This window comes from Pseudomonas sp. GD03858, assembly GCF_029840925.1.
Classification (GTDB): Bacteria; Pseudomonadota; Gammaproteobacteria; order Pseudomonadales; family Pseudomonadaceae; genus Aquipseudomonas.
In genome coordinates this window covers 13,993-31,278 of the sequence record NZ_JAOCDM010000060.1, presented here as the reverse complement: position 1 = coordinate 31,278, position 17,286 = coordinate 13,993, and the positions used below count along the sequence as shown (strand labels likewise).

Annotated in this window: 14 protein-coding genes; 11 read left to right on the top strand and 3 right to left on the bottom strand. The window is 65.8% G+C overall.

Going from position 1 to position 17,286, the window contains the following annotated elements:
* Window positions 1-206 precede the first annotated feature (206 nt).
* On the bottom strand, window positions 207-815 hold the full coding sequence (locus tag N5D48_RS16180) for a TetR/AcrR family transcriptional regulator (RefSeq protein WP_279886046.1): 609 nt from the start codon (window positions 813-815) through the stop codon (window positions 207-209).
* A gap of 109 nt (window positions 816-924) precedes the next feature.
* On the opposite strand from N5D48_RS16180, the gene N5D48_RS16175 reads away from it, so the two are divergent.
* The 7 genes from N5D48_RS16175 to N5D48_RS16145 all read left to right on the top strand — a co-directional run bounded on the left by N5D48_RS16175 (window position 925) and on the right by N5D48_RS16145 (window position 10,441).
* On the top strand, window positions 925-2,718 hold the full coding sequence (locus N5D48_RS16175) for an ABC transporter ATP-binding protein (protein WP_279886043.1): 1,794 nt from the start codon (window positions 925-927) through the stop codon (window positions 2,716-2,718).
* Window positions 2,712-4,469: an ABC transporter ATP-binding protein gene (locus N5D48_RS16170; protein WP_279886041.1), complete on the top strand. Its 1,758-nt coding sequence runs from the start codon at window positions 2,712-2,714 to the stop codon at window positions 4,467-4,469. The genes N5D48_RS16175 and N5D48_RS16170 overlap by 7 nt, the downstream gene beginning before the upstream one ends.
* The gene (locus N5D48_RS16165; protein ID WP_279886038.1) at window positions 4,469-5,410 is read left to right on the top strand and encodes an iron chelate uptake ABC transporter family permease subunit; all 942 of its coding nucleotides are present in this window, start codon (window positions 4,469-4,471) and stop codon (window positions 5,408-5,410) included. The genes N5D48_RS16170 and N5D48_RS16165 overlap by 1 nt, the downstream gene beginning before the upstream one ends.
* Window positions 5,407-6,348 carry an iron chelate uptake ABC transporter family permease subunit gene (locus N5D48_RS16160; RefSeq protein WP_279886036.1) on the top strand — a complete coding sequence of 314 codons (942 nt, stop codon included), beginning with the start codon at window positions 5,407-5,409 and terminating at the stop codon, window positions 6,346-6,348. The genes N5D48_RS16165 and N5D48_RS16160 overlap by 4 nt, the downstream gene beginning before the upstream one ends.
* Entirely contained in the window at window positions 6,345-7,121 is a 777-nt protein-coding gene (locus N5D48_RS16155) for an ATP-binding cassette domain-containing protein (RefSeq protein ID WP_279886033.1), read from the top strand. The genes N5D48_RS16160 and N5D48_RS16155 overlap by 4 nt, the downstream gene beginning before the upstream one ends.
* On the top strand, window positions 7,118-8,095 hold the full coding sequence (locus N5D48_RS16150) for a siderophore ABC transporter substrate-binding protein (protein ID WP_279886030.1): 978 nt from the start codon (window positions 7,118-7,120) through the stop codon (window positions 8,093-8,095). The genes N5D48_RS16155 and N5D48_RS16150 overlap by 4 nt, the downstream gene beginning before the upstream one ends.
* 147 nt (window positions 8,096-8,242) lie before the next feature.
* A complete protein-coding gene (locus N5D48_RS16145; protein ID WP_347881630.1) occupies window positions 8,243-10,441 on the top strand; it encodes a TonB-dependent siderophore receptor in 2,199 nt (732 codons plus the stop codon).
* 13 nt (window positions 10,442-10,454) lie between these two features.
* Here the strand turns inward: N5D48_RS16145 and N5D48_RS16140 are convergent, their stop codons facing one another.
* Both N5D48_RS16140 and N5D48_RS16135 read right to left on the bottom strand, forming a co-directional pair.
* The gene (locus tag N5D48_RS16140; RefSeq protein WP_279886026.1) at window positions 10,455-11,075 is read right to left on the bottom strand and encodes an alpha-ketoglutarate-dependent dioxygenase AlkB; all 621 of its coding nucleotides are present in this window, start codon (window positions 11,073-11,075) and stop codon (window positions 10,455-10,457) included.
* On the bottom strand, window positions 11,065-12,621 hold the full coding sequence (locus tag N5D48_RS16135; RefSeq protein WP_279886023.1) for an AlkA N-terminal domain-containing protein: 1,557 nt from the start codon (window positions 12,619-12,621) through the stop codon (window positions 11,065-11,067). The genes N5D48_RS16140 and N5D48_RS16135 overlap by 11 nt, the downstream gene beginning before the upstream one ends.
* Window positions 12,622-12,832: 211 nt before the next feature.
* Here N5D48_RS16135 and N5D48_RS16130 point away from each other — a divergent pair, with 211 nt between their 5' ends.
* The 4 genes from N5D48_RS16130 to N5D48_RS16115 all read left to right on the top strand — a co-directional run bounded on the left by N5D48_RS16130 (window position 12,833) and on the right by N5D48_RS16115 (window position 17,204).
* Entirely contained in the window at window positions 12,833-13,993 is a 1,161-nt protein-coding gene (locus N5D48_RS16130; protein WP_279886020.1) for an NAD-dependent formate dehydrogenase, read from the top strand.
* A 151-nt stretch (window positions 13,994-14,144) separates the two neighbouring features.
* Entirely contained in the window at window positions 14,145-15,188 is a 1,044-nt protein-coding gene (locus N5D48_RS16125) for a Dyp-type peroxidase (RefSeq protein ID WP_279886017.1), read from the top strand.
* Window positions 15,181-15,993, top strand: a complete 813-nt coding sequence (locus N5D48_RS16120; RefSeq protein ID WP_279886015.1) for a family 1 encapsulin nanocompartment shell protein — start codon at window positions 15,181-15,183, stop codon at window positions 15,991-15,993. The genes N5D48_RS16125 and N5D48_RS16120 overlap by 8 nt, the downstream gene beginning before the upstream one ends.
* A 248-nt stretch (window positions 15,994-16,241) precedes the next feature.
* Window positions 16,242-17,204 (top strand): hypothetical protein, encoded by a 963-nt coding sequence (locus N5D48_RS16115; protein WP_279886012.1) that lies wholly within the window; start codon window positions 16,242-16,244, stop codon window positions 17,202-17,204.
* The last annotated feature ends 82 nt before the right edge of the window (window positions 17,205-17,286 follow it).

The window sequence follows — 17,286 nt, the reverse complement described above, 5'->3', positions numbered from 1 at the left end:
TGTTGGTACGACGCGGTATCAAGGTGGGCACTGCTGGCGCCTCGCCTGGCTTGAGGCATGCACCAAGGCGGGCAACCATGGCCTCACAGGTTCGGCACGTTGCAACAAATGTAGGAGCGGCCTTGCGTCGCGATGCGCCGCGCGGGCGGCGCTCGATCTGATAGGCGCTGCAAGGGTTGCGGCGAACACCTTGAAAGGGATGGCTCTCAGCGCTGCGCGAGCAATACGAGCGCGCCCACGATCAAGGCACGCATTCCCTCGCTCAGTTCCTGCTCCATCTCCGACTCTTCCCCCGCGCGATCGACATCCAGCAGCGGCTCACGGGCCGAAACGCTGTACACCGAGTCGGCCACCGCGAAGCCATGGAACGCCACCGTGGACAACAGCCAGCGCGACTGCTCCAAGCTCAAGCCATAGGCCTGGGCGATGTGCGCTTGATGATCGTTGATCTTGTCGATCATCGCCTGCGTCGCCGCCAACCGGCGAATCACGTAGGGCGTAAGCCCTGGGTGCGCCTTGACGAACGCCTGCACGGACGCCGCGAAGCCCATCAGGTACGCCTGCAGGTCTTGCGCTGAGTCGGCGCAGGCCTGCGGGATCTGCCAGCGCTGGAAGACTTCCTCGGCCACCAGGCACTTGAGCGCCTCGATATTCGGCACGTGCTTGTACAGCGCCATATGGCTCACCCCCAACGCGGCGGCGACACCCACGAAGGTCAGGTCGGGCAGGCCGATGGCGATGCTCACGTCGGCAATCCGTTCACGGGTGATGGTACGAGGGCGACCGCGTCCGGGGGATCGGGGTGGGGCTTGCATCAATTTCTCCAGGCTTGGTGAAGACCGTCTTGTAGCCGTCTTGTCGGGTTTTCGCAAATTAGTTTATAGTCATGCAACTAATTAATTTCCAGCTTTCCAGGCCCGCTTCATGTCCAATCCTTCAGCGTCGCCGCACAGTGCCGCTCCTGCCGAGCCCGAGATTCGCAACCCCATCAACCGCGTACTGGCCCCCATTCGCGGCCGGCTGTTCGTCGCCACGCTGCTGGCGGCAGTGGGGGCGATGCTGACACTCGTGCCACTGGCGGGCATCGCCCATCTCGCGCGCCTGGCCTTGACCGATACCGGCGCGCCCGACGCCATCGTCCCGGTCGTCGTGGCCAGTGTGGCCAGCCTGTTCACCGGCATGGCCATGATCACCACCGGCGAGTGGCTCGCGCACCTGGCCGACAACCAACTGACCCACCAGCTGCGTAGCGCCATCGGCCAACGCCTGATGCAGGTCCCGCTCGGCTGGTTCAGCGAGCGTGCCTCGAGCGATGTGAAACGCACGCTCCAGGACGACATCGGTACCTTGCACAGCCTGACCGCGCACTTCTACACGACGTTGGGCCGCGCGGCGGGCGCGGTGCTGGTTTCAGTGGCCTATCTGTTCGCCACCGACTGGCGCCTGGCGCTGGTCGCGCTGCTGCCCTTCCCGGCCTTTTTCCTGTTCCTGCGGCGGGCCATCGATGCCAGTGGCGCGCATATGGGCGAGGTGATCGCGGGCATGGCGCGCATCGACAACGCCGTGGTGGAGTTCGTCAACGGCATGCCACTGGTCAGGGCGTTCGGTGACCGCGGCAACGCCCAGGATCGCTATCGCGACGCCGTCGATGCCTTTGCCGACACCTTCACCGGCTTCACTCGCCCACTGGTCGCCTCGATGGCCAAGGTCAATGCCTTGATCGCGCCGGTGTCGGTACTGGGGCTGGCGCTGTTGACCGGCATGCTGTTCATCTTCCTGGGGTGGGCCGAACCGCTGGACCTGCTGCCTTTCGTCCTGGTGACGCCTGGGTTGTGCGCCCCTTTGCAGCTGCTGCACTACATCACCCATGACCTCAACAATGCCGTCGGTGCGGCCCGGCGAGTGCTGGCCCTGCTGGACACCCCCGTGCTGGCGCCCCCTGCCGCCGGCCACCAGCCAAGCGGTAGCGAGATACGTGTGGAACGGGTCAGCCACGCCTATGTTCCGGGCAGCAACGTGCTCGACGACATCAGTTTCACCCTGACACCGGGAACCACCACGGCCATCGTCGGCCCCTCCGGCGCCGGCAAGTCGAGCCTGGCACGCCTGCTGCTGCGCTTTTTCGACCCCGATGCCGGGCGCATCACACTGGGTGGCGTCGACCTGCGGCAGATCGAGAGCCGCGAACTGTACCAACGGATCGGCTTCGTGCTGCAGGACGTGCGGCTGATCCACGCCAGCCTCGCCGACAACATCGCGCTCGGCCGGCCCACGGCAACCCGTGGGGAAATCGAAGCCGCCGCCCGCCTGGCCAGCATCCATGAGCGCATCCTGCGCTTGCCGCGCGGCTATGACTCGGTCATCGGCGAGGATGCGCAGCTCTCCGGTGGCGAACAGCAGCGCCTGAGCATCGCCCGCGCCGTGCTGCTCGATCCACCGGTGCTGGTGCTCGACGAAGCCACCGCGTCAGCCGACGTCGAAAGCGAGGCGGCGATTCAGCAGGCCCTGTCGCTGTTCGGCCAGGGCCGAACCCTGCTGGTCATCGCCCACCGGCTGGACACGATCAGGCACGCCGACCAGATCCTGGTGGTCGACCGCGGCACCCTGCGCGAACAGGGCCGCCACGACGAATTGCTGGCACAGCGGGGCTTGTATGCCCGGCTCTGGACCCAAGGCCACTACCAGACCTCCCAGAACAAGGCGCCGTCGGCATGCTGAACACCTTGACTCGCCTGCTCGGCGACAACGCCCCGATCCTGCGTCGCTACCTGCTGATGACCGTGCTGTATGGCGTCTTCAGTGGCCTGACCATCAGCAGCGTGGCACCTGTCATGTCGCACCTGCTGGGCGGCGATATCCGTGGTGCCAGCGCCTGGCTCGCGGCCCTGGCGGTCGGCATGGCCCTGTGTTGGGCCTGGCGACGCCGTGTCGAGCAGGCTGGCGTGGCCGTCGCCGTTGCCGTGCTGCGCAGCGGTCGCCAGCAGATCGGCGCGCATATGGCGCGCTTGCCGCTGGGCTGGTTCAGCGCCGACAACAGTGCCCGCCTTAGCCACGTCATCAGCCAAGGCACGATGGCCGTGGCGCAGTTGCCGGCTCATGTGCTCACACCCTTGATCAGCGGCGCGATCGCGCCATTGGTACTCGTGCCGGCGCTGTTCGCCCTGCATGGGCCGCTGGGCCTGATCGCCCTGCTGGCGCTGCCGCTCCTGGTCGCGGTGATGCTGTGCAGCGCGCGCCTGGGACACCAGGCCGAGCGGACGTTTCACCAGCACTTCGCCGAAACCAGCCAGCGCATGCTCGAGTTCGCCCAGGCCCAGTCGGTGCTGCGCGCCTTCAATGGCACAGGCGGCGGCACGCGCCTGCTGGAGCAAAGCCTCCAACGTCAGCACGGCAGCGCCAAGGGCCTGATCGCCCGCGCCACATTGGCGGCATTGCTCAACAGCTGGGCCGTGCAGGCGACGTTCGCCGCCTTGCTGCTGGCCGCCGGCCTGTGGCTGGGGAGCCAAGTCGGCGGCCAGCCGCAGGAGGTGCTCGCGGTGGTCGCGGCATTGTTGCTGGTTTGCCGTTTCATCGACCCGTTGCAGGATGTGGCCAGCCATGTGGAAATCCTGCGCGGCGCGCAGGGCCAGCTCAGGGAAATCGAGCGAATCCTCTCGACAGAGCCCCTGCCGGAGCCCGCCTCGCCCCAACGGCCAATGGACGGCTCGATCGACCTGCAAGGCGTGAGCCTGCGCTACAGCGCCGACGGCCCCGACGTGCTGCGCAAGGTGGACCTGCATGTTCCGGCAGGCAGCATGGTTGCGATCATCGGTGCCTCGGGCTCGGGCAAGACCTCGCTGTTGCGCCTGATCGCGCGGTTCTTCGATGCCAGCGAAGGCAGCGTGCGGATCGGCCATGTGGATGTGCGCCAGATAGCCCGCGCCACCCTGACCGACACGCTCAGCCAGGTGCTGCAGGACACCTGGCTGTTCCAGGGCGACATCGCCGCCAACATTCGCATCGGCAAGCCTGACGCTGGTGCGCACGAGGTGCTGCAAGCCGCCCGCCTGGCGGGCCTGACGGAGGTCCTGCAACGCCTGCCTCAGGGCCTCGCGACGCCGGTGGGCGAAGGCGGCGCGAGGCTGTCCGGTGGCGAACGCCAGCGGGTGAGCATTGCCCGGGCACTGGTCAGGCAAGCCCCCATCCTGCTGGTGGACGAAGCCACCGCCGCCCTTGACGCGCAGAACCAGGCGCTGATCAGCGAAACCCTGCGCAACCTGCGTGGCCGCTGCACGCTGGTGGTCAGTGCGCACCAGCTCGGCACCATCAGCATGGCGGATCACGTCGTGGTGCTGGAGGCCGGCCAGGTGGTCGAACAAGGTTCGCCCGAGGCCTTGCGCGCCAGCGGCGGGCGCTATGCCCACCTGCTCGAACAAAGCCGCGCCGCCAACGGCTGGCGCAGCACCGCGGCGCAGGTGGAACCCGACTGATGCGGTTGCCGTGGCTTCTCATGTTCGCCTTGCTGTGTCTCGCCTCGCTGGCGGTGGGCGCCCGCGAGCTGGCGTGGTCCCAGCTGCTGGCGCTGCACGGCGACACCTGGCTGACCCTGACCGCCAGTCGCTTGCCGCGCCTGGCCGCGCTGATCCTGGTCGGCGTCGGGCTGGCGGTGTGCGGCGTGATCCTGCAACAGATCGCGCGCAATCGCTTCGTCGAGCCCGGCACCACTGGCGGGCTCGACGCCGCCCGGCTGGGTATCCTGCTGTCGCTGGGCCTCGCACCGGCGGCCGGGGCGCTGCCGCGCATGCTGTTCGCCCTGGCCTCGTGCTTTGCCGCCAGCCTGCTGTTCATCGCCATCATCCGCCGCATCCGTGCCCGCAATGCGGTACTGGTGCCGGTCATCGGCCTGATGTACGGCGGCGTGCTGAGCGCCCTGGCCGAATGCTACGCCTACCGTTTCAACCTGATGCAAAGCATGCAGGGCTGGGTGCTGGGCGACTTTTCCAGGGTGGTGCAAGGCCGTTACGAAATCATCTACGTCATCTTGCCGATCATCGTGCTGACCTACCTGTACGCACAGCGCTTCACGGTGCTCGGCATGGGCGAAGGCATGGCCACCAGCCTGGGCCTGAACTACACCGCCAACGTGGCGCTGGGCCTGATGCTGGTGGCGGTGACGGTGTCCGCCAGCGTGATCGCCGTCGGTTCGATCCCCTTCGTCGGCCTGGTGATTCCCAACCTAGTCGCCCTGCGCCATGGCGACAACCTGCGCCATACCCTGCCCCTCGTTGCCCTGGGCGGCGCCGCGATGCTGCTGGCCTGCGACCTGCTCGGGCGGCTGCTCATCCACCCCTACGAAGTGCCTATCGGCCTGACCGCAGGCGGCCTGGGCGGCCTTGTCTTCCTGGGGCTGATCCTCTGGAGGCGACGATGAACGGTCAGCGCCTGGCATGGGCGACGGCGCTGGTACTGGCATTGGTGTTCGTGTTCATCGATTCCGGGCTGGACCTCGACTACGTGATACCCAAGCGCCTCGCGCGGCTGAGTGCGATGGTCCTCGGCGGTGTGTGCGTGGCCTGCTCCGCCATCGCCTTCCAGACCCTCTCGAACAACCGGATTCTCACCCCGGCGGTGATGGGCTACGAAGCCGTCTACCTGTTGTTGCAGTCCGTGCTGGTGCTGGGCATGGGCGTGCAAGGGGCGCAGTTGCTCGGCAGCGCAGGCAACTTCGCGGTTTCGCTGCTGCTGATGCTCGGCTACTCATGGGCGCTGCATCGCTGGCTGTTTCGCGACGGCAAATGCGACGTGTATTTCCTGCTGCTGGTCGGGCTGGTGCTGAGCCTGGTCATGACCACCCTCACGCAATTCGTCCAGCTCAAGGTCAGCCCCGGCGAATTCTCGATGCTGCAGGGCCAGACCCAAGCCTCCTTCCATTACACCTCGACGCCACTGCTGCTCGGCTCGGCCTTGCTGGTGGCGGCCCTGTGCGCCGTGCAGGCTCGGTCGGTGCGGGTGCTCGACGTACTGGCACTAGGGCGTGACCAGGCCATCTCCCTGGGCGTGGACCACCCGCGCAACGTGCGCCTGCATCTGGCCGTGATCGCCGCGCTGGTGGCGATTTCGACCAGCCTGCTCGGCCCCACCGCGTTCATGGGCGTGTTCGTCGCCAACATCACCTATGCCGTGGCCGGCACGTTCCGCCATCGGACCACCCTGGTGCTCGGCAGTGTCGTGGCCGTCGCCGTTTTCATTGCCGCCCAGTTGCTGGTCGAGCATGTCTTCAACTACAGGACCACCGTCGGCATTCTCGTGAACCTGGTGTGTGGCACCTACTTCCTCGCCCTGATGGTGCGTAACCGAGGAGGCGCATGATCAGCGTCCACGACCTGCATAAAACCTACGGCGGCAAGGCTGTGCTGAGCGCCGTGAACAGCTGTTTTCCAAGCCGGCGCCTGACCTCGCTGATCGGCCCCAATGGCGCCGGCAAGACGACCTTGCTGATGATGCTCGCCCGGTTGCTCGAACCCGATCGGGGCGACGTACGCCTGGACGGGCGCTCGATCAGCGGCATCGCCATCGGCGACTATGCCCGGCGCGTCGCCACCCTGCGCCAGCAGCTGGATTTCAACCTGCGCCTGAGCGTCGCCGAGCTGGTCGCCTTCGGTCGATTCCCCCATAGCCGCGGCGCCCTCACCCGCGAAGACCATCGGGCCGTCGACGAAGCGCTCGCCTTCCTCTCCCTGGAGCCGCTGCGCGAGGCCTACCTCGACGAGCTCAGCGGCGGCCAGCGGCAAATGGCGTTCCTGGCCATGACCATCGCCCAGCAGACCGACTACCTGTTGCTCGACGAGCCGCTGAACAACCTCGACATGCACCATGCGGTACGCATCATGCGCGCGCTGCGCCGGCTCTGCGACGAGTTCGGGCGCACGGTGATCCTGGTCGTGCACGACATCAACTTCGCCGCCAGCTACTCCGATCACATCGTCGCCATGCGCGACGGCCAGATCCATTGCGCGGGCAGCGTCGACGACGTGGTGACCGAACAACAGTTGCAAGCGCTGTACGGGCTGGATTTCGAAATCACCCATGGCGCGAGCGGCCGACTGTGCAACTACTTCAACCCACCAGGAGAACTGCGATGAATCTCGACCACTGGCCTCGGGCGCTGCTGCTGGGCGCAGCCCTGACCCTGAACGCATGCGATGCTCCCCAGGACGCGGCCAGCACGACGGCGGCGAGCGCTCATCACGGCGACTACGCGCCCGTCAGCGTCCAGCACAAGCTGGGCACCACCGTGATCAGTCGCTCCCCGCAGCGCGCCGTGGCCCTGGACATGAACGAAGTCGACTTCCTCGACCAGCTCGGGGTGGCGGTGGCCGGCATGCCGAAGGATTTCGTGCCGCGTTTCCTGGCGCGCTACAAGTACGACCCGCAGATCGTGGATATTGGTTCGATCGTGCAGCCCAACCTGGAGCGGGTACACGCCGCGCGGCCCGACCTGATCCTGATCACCTCCTTGCAGGCCAAGCACTATGCCGAGCTGAGCGAGATGGCGCCGACCCTGCATTTCGACGTGGATTACCGCGACAGCGAGGTCGGGCATATCGCCCTGATCAAGCAGCACCTGGCCAGCCTTGGCCAGGTGTTCGGCAAGCAGGCGCTGGCCCGGCAGAAGACCGCCGAGCTCGAGGCCAAGCTCGACCAGGCACGCCGTGTCATCCGCGATCGCCCGGAACGGGCCCTGGTGGTGCTGCACAACAACGGCGCGTTCAGTGCCTTTGGCGTGCAGTCGCGCTATGGGTTCATCTACAACGACCTGGGCGTCAAGCCGGCCACCATGACCCGCGAGACCGGCCTGCACGGCCAACCGATCGCAAGCGAGTTCATCCAGCAGACCAACCCCGACATCCTCTATGTCGTTGACCGTACCGCGGTGATGGAGCATCGCCCGTTGATGACGGCCCAGACATTGGGCAACCCGCTGCTGCGCCAGACCAATGCCTGGAAAAACGGGCGCGTGGTGTTCGTCGACCCCGAGGCCTGGTACGTCACCGCCGCCAGCCCGACGTCGCTGGCGCTGATCGTGGACGACGTGCTCAAGGGTTATCAGGACTGATTCGCACGCGCCGCAGGCGCGTTCGATCACGTAAGCTTTTGATTCTCATTCGCCTTACGACTTCGCTTTTGAAATACAACCACTGCCATCCATTGGAGCCATCGCGTGTCCCATCTGCCCAGCCCCACCCGCTCGAGTCTTGCCCTCATGCCTCCCGCGCTGCAACGAAAGCCATTGGCACACGCCGTGCTGGTCGGTCTTGCCCTGGGCGCCTGCGCACTTTCGCCAGTGCCCACCCTGGCGGCCGATAGCGAACAGACGCCACGCACGACCGACGAAAAGCCGGCAGTGCCAGAGCTGCCCGCCACCCTGGTCGATGCCCTTGCCGATGCCACCGATCCGCTGCCACCGGTCTACGCGGGCGGGCAAGTGGCCACTGGCGGCCGCGTCGGGCTGCTGGGCAACAAGGACTTCATGGAGACCCCGTTCAGCACGATCAGCTACACCGACACCTATATCCAGGACCTGCAAGCCAAGGACATCACCGACGTGATCGCCGCCACCGACCCCTCGGTGTTCAGCAACGGCCTCACCGGGACCTACAGCGAGAACTATTCGATCCGTGGGTTCCAGACCAGCATCAGCGACATGACCGTCGATGGGCTGTTCGGCATGGCCCCCTACTACCGCGCATCGCCCGAGATGTACGAGCGCATCGAAGTGCTCAAAGGCCCATCCGCCCTGCTCAACGGCATGCCGCCCGGTGGCTCGGTGGGCGGGATCGTCAATCTCATTCCCAAGCGCGCCGGCGACACGCCCCTGACGCGACTGACCGCCACCTACGCCTCCGACGCCCAGGTGGGCGGGCATGTCGACGTGGGCCGGCGCTTCGGTGAGGACAATGCGTTCGGCGTGCGCTTCAATGGCGTGTACCGCGACGGCGATGCGGCGATCGACGACCAGCGCCAACGCAATGTGCTTTCCTCGCTGGCCCTGGACTGGCGCGGCGAGCGTGCGCGCATGTCCATCGACCTGTTCGACAGCGATGATCATATCCGCGGCCAGAACCGTGGCATGGGCCTGGACGATGGCGTGCCGGTGCCCAGGCCACCGCGCAACGACAAGCTGCTCAACCCCGACTGGGCCTATGTCGAAACCAAGGACAAAGGCGCCATCCTGCGCGGCGAGTACGAGCTGCGCGACGACCTGCTGGCCTATGGCGCGATCGGCACCAGCAGGACCGACTACAAGTACAGCGGCGCGCTGATGGCCACGGTGAACAATGCCGCCGGCGACCTCACCACCACCATGGGCCAGCTGCAGATGGAGATTCACAAGACCTCCGCCGAGGTCGGGCTGCGAGGCCACTTCGACACCTTTGGCATCAACCATCAGTGGTCGGTCAACGCGACCCAGTACAGCGAGACGAAAAAGGACTTTGGCCGCCGCGCCGCGGGCTCCAGCTGGACGACCAACATCTATCGTCCAAGCTGGGGGCCGAAAGTGTCCGAAGCCTGGCCGCAGATCGCCCACACCGAGGACGACCTGAAAAGCTACGGCATCGCCGACACCTTGTCGGTGCTCGATGGCCGCGCGCAGCTGACCCTGGGCGTACGCCGCCAGGAGGTGGTCACCGACAGCTACAACGTCGCCGAGGGCGTGCGCAACAAGCCCGGCTACGATACCCACGCCACCACCCCCGCCGGGGCGATCCTGTTCAAGCTGACCGACGAGCTGTCGCTGTACGCCAACTACATCGAAGGCCTGAGCAAGGGCGCCGCCGCGCCGATCACCGCGGCGAATCATGGCCAGGTGTTCGCGCCCTACAAATCCAAACAGAAGGAAATCGGCCTGAAGCTCGACCTGGGCACGTTCAGCCACACCTTGGCGCTGTATGAAATCAAGCGTCCGAGCAGTTACACCGACCCGGCCACCAATGTCTTCTCGTTTGGCGGCGAGCAGCGTAACCGAGGCGTGGAGTGGAGCTTCTTCGGTGCAGCGCTGCCCGATGTACGCTTGATGGGCGGCGTCGCCTATGTCGACCCCAAGCTGATCAAGACCCAAGGCGGCAAGAACGACGGCAAGACCGCCACCGCCTATCCCAAGCTACAGGGCAAACTGGGCCTGGAGTGGGACGTCCCCGGGCTGGAGGGGCTGACCTTGACGGGCAACGTCACCTCGCAATCCAAGCAGTACATCAGCAACGACAACAGCCTGTCGATCCCGGGTTACACGCTGTTCGATGCCGGCGCGCGGTTCACCACCCAGGTGGCCAGCCGCCCGCTGACCTTGCGCGCGAACATCAGCAATCTCACCGACAAGGACTATTGGGGCGTACCGCTTACCCAGACCCTGGGGCTCGGCGCGCCGCGCACCTACGAGCTGTCGGCGAGCGTGGACTTCTGACCGCCAGGGCGCGCTACCTGCCGTCGCGCACGCCCTGGGCCGTGCTCATGAAGTTGACACTGATCCGTGCGCCATCGATGCCCGGCTCCTTGGGCACGCAATGCAGCCAGTCCTGCTGGGCGCGCCCGCCCATCACCACCAGGTCACCGCAAGATGGCCTGAACGTGATGGAGCGTCCGCCCTTCGCCGGCTTGATCAGGAAGCGTCGGGAAGTGCCCAGCGTCAGCACCGGCACGATGCACTCCAGCTTGCGGCAGGAGCGATGATCGCGGTGCCAGCCGGTACTGTCGTTGCCGTCGCGGTAGAGATTCATCCACAAACCGTCATAGACCACCCCGTAGTGGTTCGATAGCGCACTGACAGCCTGCAGCAGGCCCTCTTCGCGCACCTCGCGCAGGTCCTGGTAGACCGCGGTCATGCGCGGCTCGAGCAATGTTCGGTTGAACATGCGCCGTTCGTGTTCGCGCCAGGGCACGCTGCGGCGCATCTGCTCGTAGAGCTGCGCGGCACCCGACAGCCAATCGGGCACGACCTCGACCCAGGAATGCGCATCGAGCGCGACACGCCTTGCGGTTCGAAACGCCGTGTCGACGGCCAGCGGTGCATCGATCATGTCGAACAGGTCACTCTGCATGGCGTCCGGATCCGCTGTAGGCGTTGAGGGTCGCATCGCGCGCCGCCAGCCCTTGCCAGGCGCGCAGCACCGCATAGCCACGCCAGGGCCGCCAGCCCTCGGCGGCCTGCGTGGCGGCTCGCGCGCTGCTCACGCCCAGGGCCTTGTGCAGCGCCACGTCACCCGCGGGAAAGGCATCGGGCCAGCGCAGCGCGCGGAGCGCGATGTACTGTGCGGTCCAGTCACCGATACCAGGCAAGGCGCGCAATGCCGCGCAGGTTGCCGCGACGTCCACGCCTGGACGCAGCAGCAGCCGTCCGTCCAGCACGGCCTCGGCCAGCGCTTTCAAGGCGCCCTGACGCTGACGGGTGATGCCCAGCCGACCCAGTGCGTCGCCACTGGCCGTGGCCAGGGCGGCGGGTGTGGGAAACAGGCGATCCAGCCCTGCGATCGGGGTTTCGACGGGCATCCCGAAAGCGGCGACCAAGCGCTTGCCCAGCGTGCATGCGGCGGCCACCGTGATCTGCTGGCCGAGCACGGCGCGCACGGCCAGCTCGAACCCTTCCAGCGTGCCCGGTACGCGTACGCCATCGCTCGCCGGGAACGTGGCCTGCAGCAAGGCGTGAATGGCCTGCGGGTCGGCGTCCAGATCGAACGCCGCGCGCACGCGGCTGATCAGCGTCGGCAAGGCAACGGCCAATGAATCGCTGACAGTCAGCAGCACCTGGGCACGCGCCTCGTCGAAACGTACCCGCAGCCAGCCGCTGCAAGCCTGTCCGCGCTGAACGACCTGCAAGGTGCGCGCGTACTCCCACCCCTGCACACGCTCCACGCCGGACAAGGCGCGCAGATGCAGAAACTGGAGCATGGCACCGACGTCATAAGGCGGGCGCCAGCCCAACCGCACGCTTGCGCCCTGTCCATCCACGACAGACCTGGCGCGGCGCAGGGCGCTGGGGTTCAACCCGTAGTGTCGGGAAAACGCGTCGTTGAAACGCCGGACGCTGGCAAAGCCGCTGGAAAGTGCCACCTGGGTCATCGGCAGCTGCGTGTCGGCGATCAGCTGCTTGGCCGCCAGCAGGCGCCGGGTCTGCAAGTACTGCAGGGGCGACACGCCGAAATGCGCCTCGAAGATCCGTCGCAGGTGGCGGTCGCTCACCCCCAGGTGCCCTGCGATCCGCGCCATCGCGCCCCCCGTGGTCTGCGGCTGATTGGCGAGTACCGGGACGATACTGCTCAAGGCATCGGGTTCGTCCATAAGCCGCGCCGCCTGCAACGCCAGGATGCGCGAGGCGTCCTCGGTGCTCCATGATGCCGCGCGCGGCGCCAGTTCCGGGCGGCAGCGCAGGCATGGCCTGAAGCCCGCGGCCTCGGCCTGAGCGGCATGGCGATAGAAACGGATGTTCTCGCGCCGTGGCGTTTTCACCCGACACACCGGTCGGCAGTAGATGCCAGTGCTGGTCACGGCGGCGAAAAAGGCGCCATCGAAGCGCGCATCGTGCGCTTTCAGGGCCTGGTAGCAGGCGTCGCTTTCGGGAGGATCGATGATGTTTGGCATAGACGACATCGTATTCCCCCATCGTGGGCGAGACTCGCCATTTTCGGACATATGGTGCGAAACACCGCCATGCCTTGCAAACCGCACATCCGGGCAACTGGACATCCGCACTCGATGTGCTGGAATTTTCACTGCCGCACGCAATGACCCGAGCCATTTGAGCGGACCGCCACGGCCTGATCTCTGGCTCCCCGCAAGCCGACAACGTCAGGGACTCGTCATGGCCAAGGTTCTCTGTGTGCTCTATCCGGACCCCGTCACCGGTTATCCTCCGCGCTATGCGCGCAGCACGATCCCGCGCATCGATACCTACGCCGATGGCCAGCGGACGCCCTCGCCGACGCCACCCCTGGGCTTCGAGCCTGGCGAGCTGGTCGGCTGCGTCTCCGGTGGGCTGGGTTTGCGCGCCTACCTGGAACAGCACGGTCACGAGCTGATCGTGACCAGCGACGAGCGTGGGCCTGATTCCGCGTTCGAGCGTCACCTGGTCGACGCCGACATCGTCATATCCCAACCCTTCTGGCCCGCCTACCTGAGCGCCGAGCGCATCGCCCAGGCACGAAAGCTCAAACTGGTGATCACCGCAGGGATCGGCTCCGACCATGTCGACCTGGCCGCTGCCGCCGCGGCCGGCATCACCGTCACCGAAGTCACCGGTTCCAACTGCATCAGCGTCGCCGAGCAGGTGGTGATGCTGATCCTCGTGCTGGTGCGCAACTACCTGCCGGCACACGCGATCGCCGGCGACGGCGGCTGGAACATCGCCGATTGCGTGGAGCGCAGCTACGATATCGAAGGCATGCATTTCGCCACCATCGGCGCGGGCCGCATCGGCATGGCCGTGTTGCGTCGACTGCAGCCCTTCGGCGTGCACCTTCACTACTTCCAGCGTCATCGCCTGGCGCCGCACATCGAGGACGAACTGGGGCTCACCTACCACGCGGACATGGCCTCGCTGTTGCCCGTCGCCGACATCGTCAACCTGCAGATTCCGCTCTACCCCGCCACCGAAAACCTGCTGGACGATGCCCGGCTCGCGCAAATGAAACGAGGCGCCTATCTGCTCAACTGTGCCCGTGGCAAGCTGGTGGAGCGCGATGCGCTGGTGCGCGCCCTCGCGTCAGGGCAGCTGGCCGGCTATGCCGGCGATGTGTGGTTCCCGCAGCCCGCGCCGGCGGATCACCCGTGGCGAAGCATGCCGTTCAACGGCATGACGCCGCACATCTCCGGAACCTCGCTGTCGGCGCAGGCACGCTATGCGGCAGGGACGCTGGAAATCCTGCAGGACTACCTCGGCAACCGGCCCATTCGTGATGAATACCTGATCGTGCACGGTGGCGCGCTTGCCGGTACCGGCGCCCGCTCCTACCAGTTGCGATGACACAGGCCAGCGGCAGTGACCGGACCTTGTGGGCATGAACATTCGTCCCTATTCTCTATCGCTGGAGCGCGCGGAAGGCCCACCATCGCGATCGCGCCCGGGGCTTCTTGCGCAGCAAACGCCAGTGCCGCAGTGCCATCAAGGAGGCGCAGTGCCGTCGATCACATCCCAGGCCGTCGAAGCCCAACTGACCTCTGCCGCCATTTTTCTGGTGGTGTCGATCAACCCCGAACCCCAGAGCGAAGCCACCGTTCGAGCGCTTTGCGCAGACCTTTCATCCCTGGTGCGCGGCGTGGGGTTCAGAACCCCCGACGGTGCGCTGTCGTGTGTCACGGGCATTGGTTCCCACGCCTGGGATCGCCTGTTCGGCGCACCACGGCCCAAGGCACTGCACCCGTTCCGGGAGATTCGCGGCGTTCACCACGCCCCCTCCACTCCCGGCGACCTGCTGTTCCATATCCGCGCCACGCGCATGGACCTGTGCTTCGAACTGGCCAGCCAGATCATGGCGCGCCTGGCGGGCGTCGTTACCGTGGTCGACACGGTGCAGGGCTTCAAGTACTTCGACAACCGTGACCTGCTGGGCTTCGTCGACGGTACCGAGAATCCGGTGGCCCAGGCCGCTGTACAGGCAACCCTGATCGGCGACGAGGATGCCGCGTTCATCGGCGGCAGCTACGTCATCGTGCAGAAGTACCTGCACGACATGGACAAATGGCAGGCGATCCCGGTCGAACAACAGGAAAGGATCATAGGGCGCAGGAAGCTGTCGGACATCGAGCTGACCGATGCCGAGAAGCCCAGCTACGCGCACAACGTGCTGACCAGCATCGAGGAAAATGGCGAGGACCTGCAGATACTGCGCGACAACATGCCCTTCGGCGACGTCGGCAAGGGTGAGTTCGGTACCTACTTCATCGGCTATGCGCGATCGCCGGCCCGCACCGAGCGCATGCTCGAAAACATGTTCGTCGGCAACCCGCCCGGCAATTACGACCGCCTGCTCGACGTCAGCCGGGCGGTGACTGGGTCCTTGTTCTTCGTACCCACCACCACGTTCCTCGACGCGGTGACCAGCGAGGCGACCGGCGCAGCGGTCGTCGACGATGTCGAACCCCATCCGTCAGCCCGGCACGTCTCCCCCGAGGGTTCGCTGGGTATCGGCTCCCTGAAGGAAGGCCCAGGCCATGAATAATCTCCATCGCGAACTCGCCCCAATCTCGAAAGCCGCGTGGGAACAGATAGAAGAGGAAGCACGCCGCACGCTGAAACGCTACCTGGCGGCGCGCCGCGTCGTCGACGTGCCCGAGGCCGGCGGCCCGACCCTGGCCTCGATCGACACGGGGCATGTCGAAAAGATCGACAGCCCAGGCGATGGCCTGCAGGCCGTCAGGCGACTGGTCAAGCCGCTGGTGGAACTGCGCATCCCGTTCAAGCTCACACGCCAGGCGATCGACGATGTCGAGCGCGGGTCCGCCGACTCCGACTGGGCGCCTCTGAAGGAAGCCGCGCGCAAGATCGCCTACGCCGAGGACCGGGCGATCTTCGACGGCTACAAGGCGGCGGGCATCGGCGGCATACGCCCCGGCGCCAGCAACAGCGCACTGACGCTGCCAGCCACGGCGATGGACTATCCGGGGGTGATCGCCAAGGCGCTGGACGAGTTGCGCCTGGCCGGCGTCGAGGGGCCGTACCGCCTGGTGCTGGGGGCGGATGTCTACACCGCCCTGAGCGGCGGCAGCGAGGACGGCTACCCGCTGCTGCAACACATTCGTCGCCTGGTGGACGAAGAAATCATCTGGGCACCGGCCATTGCCGGAGGGCTGGTGCTGACCGTGCGCGGCGGGGATTTCGAGCTGAGCCTTGGCCAGGACATCGCCATCGGCTACCTCGGCCATTCGGCGACCGACGTCGAACTGTACCTGCAGGAAAGCTTCACCTTCCGCCTGCTGACCAGCGAAGCGGCGGTGGCCTTGAACGCGCCACCGGCCACCCCGTGACCACTGTTCTGCGCTACGCCGTGTAGTTGGGTCCGCTTCGCGGGTAAACCCGCTCCCACAAACACTGTGGGAGCGGGTTTACCCGCGAAGGGCTGCAAAGCAGCCCCAACAAACACCAGGTTTTCTTACGTGAACACCATTACGCACTACGCCGGCAGTTCGCTTCGGCTACCCTTCAGCAGGAAACGCGCCCGACGATAGCGAACGCGGGAGGGCCCACGGTGAAGATACGAAACGGGATCAACGTCGTGAAGCAGGCCGTCGAACTCGTCGGCCGACATCCACTGGTTACCGGCATCCTGGCAATCACCGGGCTCCTCGGTTTTGTGTTTTCCATCTACACCTATGAAGCCGATCGCCAGAGCGCTGTCGAAAACAGCCAGCAAACCGAGCGAAACATCAGCGCGATCAACAAGGTGGATCAAGGTGTAAAAGCCATCTCGGCGGCAACCTTCGCATCCTGTGCCCGGGCGCCTTGCTGGACGCTCGAGGACCTGGTCAGTCGAGACACGATCGGCAAACCCAAAGACCTGGTGGACGCCAAGGTCGCGCCAGCGATGAGGAAAGACAAGGGTCAGTTCATCTACGAGCTCGATGGCTGTTTTGTGAGCGTCGAGTACACGGACGATGCGGTCTCATACATTTCCGCCAACCTGTTCAAGCACGTCGAGATCGCAGGTCGCAAGGATCAGTATGGCTATCCGTTGCAGGAGAGAAAGCCCTGCGCGTTCTCGATCGTTCGACTGCTCGCGCCAGATGAGCGCCCTGCGCAAGTCGACAACGCCAACCTGACGGTCGCCGACGCCATCAGGCTCATATCGCCATCGGCAGACTGCGCGGGATGCGATGGGCCTGCCCTGCAGATTTCCAGCGCCTGCATCGACTGTGGCAACTATGCCGAGCCTTACATCGAGTTCATGAAAGCCGGCAGTCATGCCGAGATGTTCATCGATTCATTTTTCACGACAGCGTTCGACACGGTGGATGATACAGGTGAGCAAGGGGCCGATATCCTTGCTGCGTTCCGGGAGTCGATGCGCGCGAAAATCGGACCGGACGCTGAGTACGGCATAGAAATCGCGCCCTTGTGCCAACTGGACATCTATCCCGAGATCAAACGAATCCTCGCCCGTTCGCAGATCACCGCCGTGGGCCTGGGCACCGGCCCACGGCGGTGGACGAATGCGCTCTTCTGCAAGTGGTGGGAGTAACAGTCAATCAGACCGCTGCATTACCGGGGCTGCTTTGCAGCGGATTGCTGTATCGTTCATTCCTGCCGTGCAACCAGACGCC